Raw genomic sequence first — 12,162 nt, forward strand, 5'->3', positions numbered from 1 at the left:
TGACGGGTACCTTCCCAGTACAGAAATCACTAAGATTAAATTGTAAGGAGCAATTAGAATATAAAGGGAGGGTTTCAAGTGAAAAGGTTAAAGAAAAATACAGTCTCTACTCTTGTAATCGCTTTATTGTTGACGCTTACACTTTCCGGATGTGGTGGCAACAATAACACGAACAACTCGGCGAGTGAAACGTCAGACCCGTCAACAACAAATTCATCGGCAGCGGCAGCAACAAATGCAGATAAACCAGACAACTCCAAAGAGGTTAAGATAACCGGATATCTGCTAGGTGAGGCTCCGAAGGGTTTGCCTGATGTACTGGCAGCAATTAATGAAAAGCTTAAGAAAGACATTAATGCCACCCTTGAAATCAACTATATTGGCTGGGGAGATGTGGCTTCCAAATATCCGTTAGTGCTGGCTTCCGGCCAGGATGTCGATTTCATCTTTGCGGCCGATTGGAACTTTTATATCTCAGAAGCTAATAAGGAATCGTTCTTGCCGCTAGATGAGAACATGCTCCAGACTTACATGCCTAAATACTTCGCCAAGCAAGATCCTGCAGCATACACCGCTGCTTATGTTAACGGGAAGCAGTACATGATTCCAACGACCACCCCAGACCGGAAGGTAGCCGTGGCTGTACTTCGAAAAGATATCTTGGATAGCGCCGGACTTGAGAATCCAACCAAATTATCCGAACTGGGTCCCTATTTTGCTGAAATTAAAAAGAATTATCCTGACATGATTCCACTGAATCTGGATTCACAATATGATCTTACTAAGCCATTTAGTGCGCTTGCCACAGAGAAATTTGCCTACGCAGCTGCGCCTCTTGATTCCGCTGATCCAAGCACAGTGGGGACTTACAGCGATATAGAAGACCCTACAGGTAAAATTTTGAGCATTACGGATGAGCCGGTACTTAGCTCTTTTAAATATGCCGCCGGAGTCATGAAACAGTGGTATGATGCAGGCTATGTGAACAAAAATCCGTTTGCTAATAAAGTGAAATCGCTGAACAACTTTAATGAGGGCAAAGCAGGAGTAGCCTTAGGAAACTCGCTGGATATCCAGTCTGTGGTATCCACTGCTAAGAGTAAAGGCGTAGAAACTTACATTATGCCTTTTCTCAGTCCTACAGGTAAATCGCCATCGAATAGCTGGTTGAACAACGGTGTCGCTATTGCTGCCAATTCCGCTAATCCGGAACGTACGCTGCAGGCACTTGATCTGTTAATGGAAGATGAGTCTTACGTTAAACTGGCGTATTACGGTGTTGAAGGGAAGAACTATATCACTACGGATGATGGTAAGTTGGGACTTCCTGAAGGAGTCACTACAGAGAACAATACCTATCCGCCGGATGCATCAGGTTTCTGGTTTGTAGATAAGGATTTTGGCAAACCAAGTGTGGACTGGCCAGAATCATATATTGAGCTTCAAAGCAAGGTTAAAGATTATCTTGCTGCACCAACTTATCTGGGGTTTACGTTTAATTCAGAGAAGGTTAAATCCGAAATGGCAAACCTCAAGACCGTATCTTCACAATACTTTCAACCGATTGTAATCGGCGGTGTCAAAGATGTAGACAAAGCTTTTGACACTCTAGTATCCAAAATGAATTCAGCCGGAGTTGATAAAGTAAAAGCAGAAGTTGAAGCTCAGGCGGCGGAGTTTTTGAAAAACAAACAATAAAATTTCTTCAAACGGCCGCTCCCATGGGGCGGCTTTTCATTAAAGCATACCCGAAAGGTGATGGAGAGAAATGCAGATCAGAACTGATGTTCCAGCCGGGCTGAAACAAAGGAAAAAATCAAATAAAGGAAATCTGTTTTTAGATTTAAAGCAGAACCGCGTACTCTATTTAATGTTTGTGCCCATTGTAATTTACTACATTATCTTCTCTTACATTCCGATGGGCGGAATTGTGATGGCCTTTCAATCCTATACGTTAAAGGGTGGATTGTTCTCCAGCCCGTGGGTGGGGTTTGAGAACTTTGAATATTTCTTCTCATCCGGTAAAGCCTGGCTCGTTACACGCAATACCGTTGTATATAACGTGATCTTCCTGGCTGCATATACATGCTTTTCATTAGCGGCAGCCATTTTTTTATCTGAAATTCAGAAAAAGTGGTTTAAGAAACTCTCCCAAACGTTAATGTTTCTGCCTTATTTTATCTCGTGGGTTACTGTTTCGGCCTTCGTATATAACTTTCTGAATTATGAATACGGGATTGTCAATAAAATGCTGGAATATTTCAATATTGCAGCGTTAGATATTTATTCGGAAACCAGCTACTGGTACTTCCTTCTTCCATTCCTCTATGTCTGGAAATGGGTTGGTTACGGCAGTGTTCTCTATCTGGCGGCCATAGTGGGTATTGATCAGGAAATATATGAAGCGGCTACGATTGATGGAGCCACCCGATTCCAAAAGATCACTAAGATCACGCTGCCTCTTCTGAAACCGACCATGATCATTCTAATTCTGCTGGGGCTAGGCCGGATTATGCGCGGTGAATTCGATATGTTCTATCAGCTTATCGGCAACAATGGAAGACTCATGGACGCGACCGATATTATTGATACCTTGGCTTTCCGCTCTCTGATGGGCACTGCGGATTTCGGAATGGCTTCCTCCGTTGGTGTGTACCAGTCCGTTCTTACACTAATCATTATCCTTACAGCAAACTGGCTTGTAAGACGGTATGACAAGGATCAAGCGCTGTTTTAACCTATCTATTTCAGAAGAGGTGTAATCAATGACTACTGCCACAAGTAACCGTAAACTGAATTCAACGCCGTGGTTCACATTTATTTCCTATGCCATAGTGTTAATCATCGCTATTGTCTGTGTATTGCCTTTTATCGTCTTAATCTCCGGATCGCTCTCTACAGAGAGTTCGGTAATCAAGGATGGTTACTGGTTCTGGCCGCGTGATTTTTCAATGGATGCCTTTAAATTTATTTTCCGTTACCCGGAAGATGTTTTGTCCGCTTATAAGGTCTCGATCATTATCACTGTTATCGGGACGACGCTTTCCTTATTTATCTCTTCAATGTCGGCCTTTGTCATTAGCCGCAAAGAGATCAGATACCGCAATGTACTTGCTTTTTTCTTGTTCTTCACAACGTTGTTCAGCGGAGGACTGGCACCCTATTACATCTGGATCTCCCGCAATATGCATTTATCGGATACTTATCTGGTGCTGATTCTGGTCCCCATGTTTAATGTGATGTATATTTTGATTCTACGGAGTTTTATCCAAGGTTCAGTGCCCGAACCCCTTATCGAATCAGCAAAAATAGATGGAGCCGGCTATTTGCGGATATATCTTCAAATGGTTCTGCCACTGTCCAAGCCTGCACTTGCTTCCATAGGTGTATTCATGGTTCTCGCTTATTGGAATGATTGGTGGACGGCAATGATGTTCACGAACAACAATGATATGGTTCCGCTTCAGTATCTGCTCTATAAAATGTTATCCTCTATTAATCTGTCTTCGTCCATGTCAGAGCATGTATCGAACGTCGATTCGCCTAAGGAAACCTTCAAGCTGGCGATGACTGTCATAGCTACAGGACCAATTATTCTGGCATTTCCGTTTGTGCAGAAGTATTTCGTGTCAGGCATCACGATCGGTGCAGTTAAAGGGTAAGGAGAGACACATCTTCACTTCATGAACCGTTAAGGGGGAACACCACTTGAGACTACTAATTGTTGATGACGAGACACGAACAAGAGATTTACTGCGGAGTCATATCGATTGGGAGAGCATCGGAATAGATGAAGTGAGGACAGCTCATAACGGATTAAAAGCACTTGATTATATACAAGACTGGAAGCCCGAAATTATTCTTTGTGATGTGCGGATGCCAAAAATGGATGGCATAGAGTTTGCCCACCAATACCGCTTGATTGCACCGCAAGGTAAAATTATCTTCCTAAGTGGTTATTCGGATAAAGAGTATTTGAAATCGGCTATACATCTAAGGGCATTGACCTATATTGAGAAGCCCGTAAATCCATTAGAAGTGCGTTCTGCGGTTAAAGCTGCTGTCGTGCTCTGTCAAGAAGAGGAAAAGAAGTACAATGTGGAGCTGCAGGTTCAAAAGGATATTGATCGCAGCCTTCCCTATCTGCGGCAGGAGATGGTCCGCAAGCTGATTTCTAATCCGGCTTCGCCGCATGTCGGCCCCGCCATCCACAATCAGGAGACATTTCTCCTGCCGATGAAGGGGCCGTACACAGTTGCCACAGCCAATCTCTATTGGAAAGGATTGTCTCATCCCGGTGATTTCTCATTACAACAGAATATCATTCTGGATCTGATTAACCAGAGCCAACACTTTCTCTCCCTGCAAGTAATAGCGGGTTTTAATGGGCAGAATCAATTGGTGCTGATTCTTCCTGGGCTTTTCGGCAAAGCTTACCGGGATGGGCGTGGAACGATTGAAGAACTATTCACTGAACTATGTCAAATCGTAGGCGATGCTATTGAGCTAAGACTCGGTATTGGCTCCAGCGCTGGTACACTCATGGAAATACCGGAAGCTTACAACAATGCCGTAAGAATCAGTGCCATTCAGTATTATCATGATCAGAACATTATTTTTTGTGAATCTATCGGGCCTTCGGAGTCTATTGATACCAATTGGGACAAGGTACGCCGCATCCGCAACCATTTGCGCAAAGGAGAGATTGATGCTGCAAAAGATACACTGAAGGAGTGGACCCGGTATGCGCGCGACTGTATGGATCTAGATATTCTACGGCTGAAAGATACCTATTTTCAATTTATGCTAGCGATTACAGAGACTGCCGTTCAACTGAATCTGATGGAGCAGACGGAGGATACGGAAAGGCGTTATGTGTGGAAGGAAATCGACGGTATTCCTAGTTTGAATGCACTTGAGCAGTTTGTAATGAACACGATTAATGAATTGTTTACTGCCGGACAAGGAGAGGGGAAAACTGCCAACATCCGGAAAATGCAGATGATTATCCGGTATATTCATGCTAATTTCCATACGAGCGGGTTTACGATCAAGGCAATTGCTGATCATGTTCAATTTAGCGAAACGTATTTATGCGCATATTTCAAAAAACAGCAGGGCCAAACCATTAAAGAGTATATTACTGAAGTCAGAATAAATAAAGCTAAAGAAATGCTGGGAGATATGAGTATGAAATTATTTGAGATCACGGTGCAGCTAGGATTTACGGATGCAGGGTACTTTACTACTTTTTTCAAAAGATATGTCGGTTGTACACCCAGCGAGTATCGTGAGCGAATCCTGCGATGAAGATTTGGCTCTTAAGATTATCCAATCTAAGCATCCGCTATAAGCTGTTTGCTACTTACCTTCTCGTCATTTCCATTCCTTTCATATTACTGCTGATTATTCATATCACTCTTACCCAGAAGGAAGATGAAGAACGGGCGATAGATTCCTCACGCAAGATGCTGAATGAAACAAAATCTTATGTTGCTTACAAGTCTGAGGCAATGACAGAAGTGCTGAACTTTCTCGCCTTCAACCCGTTGGTTCAGACTGGGGTTGCCACTGACTCAAAGCCTTATGAGGATATTATTAAGTGGCATGATGATGCGGTTGTACTGAATGAGCTCATCAATCAATTTCTATACAATAAGGATATCAACAGCATCCAAATCTACATGGAAAAGGGACTGGCGGGAGCGACTGAAAGTCCTGATTTCTTACAACTGAACAAGGTGAAGTCAACAGTCTGGTACCGCGATTTTGCCTCATCAGATGAAGTTTTTGATTGGCTTCCCACCAAGATGCTGGACCCGGAAGCTAGTACTGGAGAAATAGCGATATTACGTAAAGTGCTGGATGCGAATAATAGCCGCAGATTTAAAGGGTTTGTTCAAGCCCGGATTGAATCAAGCGCGATGCAGACGGTGTTGAATCATACAGTGTTGACGCCCAAGACATCCTCACTTCTATTTAATGACCGTGGAGATTTACTGAGCAACTCAGATTATTTTGACTACCCGGATACGCTAGTTAGGGATCTTTTGAAGAGTTTTAGTGACCATTCAGAACAAGACGGTTATTACACTGATGATTATCTTATTGAAGGCAAACGTCATCTTCTTGGAGTTGAGGACATCCCGAATTCGAATCTGAAGGTAGCGATTATTGTACCTTATTCGGATATCACCGAGTCAACCATAAAAGCCAGAAACCGTATTATTTCCATATTTATGATAGTCATTCCCCTAATGCTTCCCCTTGCCTATTTTACCGCAGGTACAGCAACCAAGCGGATTCGTCTTCTGATCCAACATGCCCGGAAAATTAAACATGGTAATTTCAATATCACACCACTTCCCGTAAAGGGAGATGAGATTGGAGAGCTTGCGCAAAATTTCAATGTTATGGTTCACAATATAACTGAATTAATCGGCGAAACCTACAAGCTCGGGAATGAAGTGAAGAGCAATGAATTAAAAGCCCTTCAGGCGCAGATCAATCCGCATTTTTTGTATAATACACTGGATCTGATTAATGTCATGGCTATTGAAGCAGGCGAACGTGACATCCAGCGTGTTGTAGATGAACTGGCAACATTTTATAAGCTTAGTCTGTCAAATGGCAAGGAATTCGTTACTTTAGAAAGCGAGCTTAAGCATATTGAGGCGTATACCAGCATACAGAATATGCGTTTCGGAGGCGGAATAAGACTTGAGCTTGAGGTAACCCGTGAATGGTATGCATGCGAAATGCCGAAGATTATTCTGCAGCCACTGGTGGAAAATGCGATTCTGCACGGCATTATGGAAAAAGAGTCTGAAGAAGGAATTATCCGGGTGACAGCCTGGTCAGAGCAGGATGATCTTAATATAAAGCTGTCTGACGATGGTATCGGTATGAATGCTGAAGAACTGGAAGCCGTCTTCAAAGGGGAGAGCAGAAAGCGAAAAGGTGGAGGATACGGCGTCCGAAACATCGATGAGAGATTAAAGCTTGCCTACGGAGCGTCATACGGATTGAAATTCGAGAGCATTCCCAAACAAGGTACTGCTGTGTATGTGAGTGTTCCTCTGAAGAAGTAAAAGAATATAGTCCATCAAAATAAGTGTTTTGTCAATTGGCGAAGGGCATCTACCAAGGTAAAGTATAGATAATAATACTAGGGAGCGATGATGTTGATAGCCACTTGCAGAATGGGAACCTATAAAGGCTTCAAATCTATCGTGATGGAAAGTGAACACATCCGGTTAGAAACCGTACCTGAAATCGGCGGTAAGCTTGTTTCCATTAATTATAAGCCTACTGGTAAGGAATGGATGCTGGATTCCGGTGATCGTCCTATGCGTCAGCCGGAATATGGTACCGCTTTCTCCGATTGGGATATGAGTGGCTGGGATGAATGTTTTCCGACGATTAATAGTTGCCCATCTGGAATTGACATCAACGTCACACTTCATGATCATGGTGAGCTGTGGTCACTTCCATGGGACTGCAAGATCGGAGAGCATTCAATGGTCAGCTCGGTTCGAAGTCCACAGCTTCCCTGTCAGTTTACGAGAGAAATCTCATTTTCTGCAGAAGATCGGATAAGGCTGGATTACCGCGCTGACAATTTGAGCGATGGACCGCTCCCCTTTTTATGGGTGCCTCATCCGCAATTCGCGATTACGGAACCGACCCGCATCCTTCTTCCGGAGTCCATGGAGGAAATGTTGTGTGTGTTTGAAGGCCATTCGCTGAAGAACGGGGAAATGTATGACTGGAATGAGGTATCGCTGATTCCTTCTGTGGTTACCGGAGATGGCAGAAAGTTATATTATCGTGATAAAGTTCCGGCAGGCTGCTCCGGGCTGTATGAGGAAGTAAGCGGGAACTTCTTAATCCTATCCGTTCCGGCAGACAAGGTTCCTTATTTAGGGATTTGGGTGGACGAAGGCATGTTCAATGACCACCGGGTCACTTGCGCCCTTGAGCCAAGTATCGGTTATTATGATTCACTGGAAATAGCAATCGGCAATGGGACGGCACAGATGATACCTGCACAAGCATCTTTTTCATGGCATTTAGAGCTGTCCTTAGGCGCTGGAATCAACAATATAGGAACTGAACTAGGGAGAGGGATAACTTTATGAAGAACTATCGGATCGTTGTAAGTGAGGATAAGAAGAATATATTTTCAGGCCATATTAAGCTGAGTGGCGTGAACCCTTCGGGTGAACGGATTAGTTTTACGAACTACTATATGGCGAAGAACGGTGAACCGTTTTTTGGCATTTGCGGTGAATTCCATTTCTCCCGTTATGATGAGCGGTATTGGGAAGATGAGATAATTAAAATGAAAATGGGTGGCGTCAACATTGTCACTACCTATATTTTCTGGAACCTGCATGAGGAAGACCAAGGTGTCTTTGAATGGGAAGGTAATAAAGATTTACGCAAATTTATTCAGTTATGTCATCAGCATGATCTGTATGTCATGATTCGCATCGGTCCCTTCTGTCATGGAGAAGTACGTAACGGGGGCATGCCGGAATGGATGTTCGGCCGTCCGTTTGAGGTCCGCTCGAATGATGAAGGGTATCTGGCCTATGTGCGGAGGTTGTATACAGAAATCGGCCTACAGGTGCAAGGACTATTGTATAAAGATGGAGGTCCGATCATCGGCACCCAAATCGAGAATGAGCATAACCATTCCTCAGCACAGTGGGGCCTGACAACAGGCATTAACAATATGTGGCTTAATGGCGGCAGTGACGGCGATGAACATATGCTGCGGCTGAGGGATATGGCGATAGAGGCAGGAATAGATACGCCCATCTATACATGTACAGGATGGGGCGGCGCTACGACACCCGTACCGGATATGCTGCCGTTGTGGGGCGGATATGCATATTGGCCATGGATTTACTATGAAACGGACCGCTTCGATGGGGTTAAGGAGCATCCTGCAACACCAGAGTATATTTTCCGCGATAAACATAATAACGACATTCCCAAGAGCTATAATTTTGAGCCTTTCTACCAGCCGGAAGACTATCCGTACGCTTGTTGCGAGATGGGTGGCGGGATGGTTCAGTTCTATAAATACCGGTTCGAGTTTCCTTATAAGAGCGTTCCGGCCATGTCGGTCATGAAGACAGCAGAGGGCTGCAATATGCTCGGATACTATATGTACCATGGGGGGAGCAATCCGAAAGGCAAAGTTAATCCCTTCACGAACGATCTGGCGACGCCGAAAATTTCCTACGATTTTAACGCTATGATCGGGGAATTCGGGCAGGTACGTGAATCTTATAAGCGGACGAAGCTGCAGCATTATTTGTTCACAGAGTTCCAGAAGGAGTTCGCTGTTACCAAGACGATATTACCGGGCGACACCTCCGGACAAGATCCATATGATGTGAGTGAACTGCGCTATGCAGTCCGTTCGCATGAGGGCTCCGGCTTCTTGTTCCTGAACAATTTCCAGGATCATGTGGATAATCAAGATTTGCAGGATATGAACGTCAGTATTGAACTTCCCGGTGAGACTATCACCATTCCGAGTCAAGGAGAGTTAACGCTGGGCAGTGAGAGCTTTGCTATTTTGCCGTATAATTTCGATCTGGCCGGAATCACGCTGAAGTATGCAACCGCGCAGCTGATCACGAAGCTGGACGTAGAGGATGCAGTGTACTACTTCTTTTTTGTACCAGAAGGAATGAAGGGGACTTACGCGATACAAAATGACGATGTAACAAGCATTGAAGTGGATAAAGGTCATTCCAAAAGGCTTGATCAAATGACAATCATTGAAGTAGAGGATCAGGTTTCGAGTATAACGCGGCTCATTTCCGCTGAGGGTAAGCAAGTCGTGATCTATACCATGACGGATGAGCAAAGCCTTGGGTTCTGGAAGGCGGATATCCGCGGGAAGCAGCGTGTATTGTTCACAGATGCCAACTTGCTGGTATCCGGGAATGAGATCAAGCTCGAATCAACGGATCGGGAAGATGTCACTCTACGTGTATTCCCTGATTTTGAGGACTCCCTCGGTTCGATTACGGGCGGAGAACTGAAAGAAACGTCGGAGGACAGTCTTTTCAAATCCTATGTGCTGTTTGCACCTAAGAAAGAGATTACCTTTACACTCACGAAGGTCAAGGACGAACGGGCTGTTCTGGAGTTCTCATCAGGATCATTAGTCGGAGTCAAGGAAGCCTTGCTGCAGATTGATTACTCTGGGGATATCGGCTATGCATTCATAGATGGAGACCTCATTAATGATAACTTCTGCAACAACACGACTTGGGAAATTGGATTGAAGCGTTTTGAAGAGCGGCTGCTTGAAAAGGGGATGTACATCTACGTGTCACCGATCCGCACAGGGACTGTTGTTAACAGTAATACAACAATGGCAGGGTGGAATGAGACGGCGAAAGAACGGTTTGCAGATATTGCATCGGTGCGGGCGGTTCCGGTTTACGAGATTGTGATTAGACCTAACTAAAGTTCTATTCTCATCAAGCTTGTAGGGGAGTGGTAATCAATTGAATGAATTAATGAAGAATTTACCCCGGAAGTTGACGATTACGATGTGGGACTTCTCCTGGTATACGATGACTTTGCCTGGAGAGGCTTATAACGATTTGGCTGCACGCTTCAAAGAGGCAGTAGACCGGGGTTATAACACCATTCGCATTTGTGCGATGCCCTATATGTTGTTTACGGAAGCAGGAAAACGGTCAGGCCGATTGAAATTCGGCAATCTCGGAGAGGTCGGCCAGCGTACACGCTGGTATAATTGCCGCGGTGGAGCAGAGCTGGACGGTCATGCCCATTTAATCGAGCTCTTCAGACAGGCAAAGGCTCATGGCTGCTATATCATATTGTCTTCTTGGGAATATCAGCAGAGTCCGAGTTTCCTGGCACATCCGGAATTAAGGGACCAGCTTGCCGCAATCCCTGCAGCGGAACGCTTTATGGCTATTGCCAAATCCATGAATCAGCTAATCCGTTTTATTAAGAATGAAGGATACGCTAGTCAAATTGTATATGCTGAACTGCACAATGAGGTGGAATTCGGGCAGCTTACCGCTGTGGGTGTGGAACAGGGGATAAAAGAAACAGATACCCCAAAGCTTATAGAAGCAATGCAGCCATATATTGAAGAAGCGATTGATTATCTTCGTGAGCAGCACCCCGACATCCTGATGACAGCCAGTTATACGCTTAATGAAGCTTATCCAAAAGCTTATGTTGCCCGCAACATGCAGATTGCCCACTATCATCTCTATATAAAAGGCGTATTGAATGAGCTAATGGATGCAGCAGGGCTCAACGGTGAACAGACGACGTTCCCTAATCCCTTTGTTCAGTCTTTATTGAGAGAGGATGCTCCTCCATTTGATCAGTGGACGCTGCCTGACGGGCAGGAGTGGAGGATGGAGGGGAATCCCGTTGGAATGAAGCTTATTTACTTGCATGATTGGGCTGATCCGGATCAATGGGATCTCTATTTGTATGATCGTTACAGTGCCCATAAGCTGGCTATGCTGCAAAAGGCAGATATGCGTTTGGAAGAAGCTTACGAGTGGGCTGCACATTCCGGTATACCAGTTGTCATTGGTGAAGGATATGTGGGTTATACGCCGCTATACGCCGGCTTCGAGGAAGGGCCTGTCGGGAAATTCATTGCGGAGTATGCGCTGAGAAAAGGTATGTCACTCGGCTTCTGGGGAATGACGCTATGCTCCAACTGCGCCCCGCATCATCCGTTTTGGCATGACGTCGCTTGGCAGACCAAATGGAATCGTTTTATTTTGGAATCAGAGTAAATAGCCGTTAAGACTTGAGATGTTTAATGATGAGAGTGGTGCATGCTGTTGTGTATTTGCTTTGTTCTAAAGGAATGGTAAAAGTTACAGGTTGCGTGAAACATGTGAGTCGGGGTATATTATTAATCCGGCCAAGAAATAGTAACGCCGAGCTCGAAATGAAATTAAAAAAGAGCTTGCATTCATCGGTCGGACATGATATATTATAAGAGTTGCTGGTGACGAGATAAACGGCGCCGACAACGAGCTTGGTCTTTGAAAACTGAACAACGAGTGAGTGGGATTTCACGCAAGTGAGATCCAAAATAGAGAATGCAAATTCTCGTCAGATGTTTCA

8 protein-coding genes are annotated in these 12,162 nt (G+C 44.6%); all 8 read left to right on the forward strand.

All coding sequences use genetic code 11. The annotated features are described in order from the left end of the window. Positions 1 to 78: 78 nt before the first annotated feature. The 8 genes from ACAN54_RS14145 (at position 79) to ACAN54_RS14180 (ending at position 11,825) form a co-directional block, all read left to right on the forward strand. Positions 79 to 1,698: a DUF3502 domain-containing protein gene (locus tag ACAN54_RS14145; protein ID WP_379155814.1), complete on the forward strand. Its 1,620-nt coding sequence runs from the start codon at positions 79 to 81 to the stop codon at positions 1,696 to 1,698. A 172-nt stretch (positions 1,699 to 1,870) separates the two neighbouring features. Next, complete coding sequence (locus ACAN54_RS14150; RefSeq protein ID WP_379155904.1) at positions 1,871 to 2,737, forward strand: ABC transporter permease; 867 nt, start codon at positions 1,871 to 1,873, stop codon at positions 2,735 to 2,737. Positions 2,738 to 2,765: 28 nt separating this feature from the next. Continuing rightward, positions 2,766 to 3,662 carry a carbohydrate ABC transporter permease gene (locus tag ACAN54_RS14155; protein ID WP_379155817.1) on the forward strand — a complete coding sequence of 299 codons (897 nt, stop codon included), beginning with the start codon at positions 2,766 to 2,768 and terminating at the stop codon, positions 3,660 to 3,662. Positions 3,663 to 3,708: 46 nt separating this feature from the next. Next, entirely contained in the window at positions 3,709 to 5,310 is a 1,602-nt protein-coding gene (locus ACAN54_RS14160) for a response regulator (RefSeq protein WP_379155819.1), read from the forward strand. Beyond that, the gene (locus ACAN54_RS14165) at positions 5,307 to 7,091 is read left to right on the forward strand and encodes a cache domain-containing sensor histidine kinase (RefSeq protein ID WP_379155822.1); all 1,785 of its coding nucleotides are present in this window, start codon (positions 5,307 to 5,309) and stop codon (positions 7,089 to 7,091) included. The genes ACAN54_RS14160 and ACAN54_RS14165 overlap by 4 nt, the downstream gene beginning before the upstream one ends. Positions 7,092 to 7,202: 111 nt before the next feature. After that, the gene (locus tag ACAN54_RS14170) at positions 7,203 to 8,141 is read left to right on the forward strand and encodes an aldose epimerase family protein (RefSeq protein WP_379155825.1); all 939 of its coding nucleotides are present in this window, start codon (positions 7,203 to 7,205) and stop codon (positions 8,139 to 8,141) included. Further along, positions 8,138 to 10,498: a beta-galactosidase gene (locus tag ACAN54_RS14175; protein WP_379155828.1), complete on the forward strand. Its 2,361-nt coding sequence runs from the start codon at positions 8,138 to 8,140 to the stop codon at positions 10,496 to 10,498. The genes ACAN54_RS14170 and ACAN54_RS14175 overlap by 4 nt, the downstream gene beginning before the upstream one ends. 52 nt (positions 10,499 to 10,550) lie before the next feature. Then, positions 10,551 to 11,825, forward strand: coding sequence for a cellulase-like family protein (locus ACAN54_RS14180; RefSeq protein WP_379155831.1), 1,275 nt, complete (start codon positions 10,551 to 10,553; stop codon positions 11,823 to 11,825). The last annotated feature ends 337 nt before the right edge of the window (positions 11,826 to 12,162 follow it).

Source organism: Paenibacillus diazotrophicus (assembly GCF_042610465.1).

Coding starts and splice junctions, on each gene's coding strand:
- ACAN54_RS14150 (WP_379155904.1), top strand. CDS start 1,871: ATGTTTGTGCCCATTGTAATTTACTACATTATCTTCTCTTACATTCCG.
- ACAN54_RS14155 (WP_379155817.1), top strand. CDS start 2,766: ATGACTACTGCCACAAGTAACCGTAAACTGAATTCAACGCCGTGGTTC.
- ACAN54_RS14165 (WP_379155822.1), top strand. CDS start 5,307: ATGAAGATTTGGCTCTTAAGATTATCCAATCTAAGCATCCGCTATAAG.
- ACAN54_RS14170 (WP_379155825.1), top strand. CDS start 7,203: ATGGGAACCTATAAAGGCTTCAAATCTATCGTGATGGAAAGTGAACAC.
- ACAN54_RS14175 (WP_379155828.1), top strand. CDS start 8,138: ATGAAGAACTATCGGATCGTTGTAAGTGAGGATAAGAAGAATATATTT.
- ACAN54_RS14180 (WP_379155831.1), top strand. CDS start 10,551: ATGAAGAATTTACCCCGGAAGTTGACGATTACGATGTGGGACTTCTCC.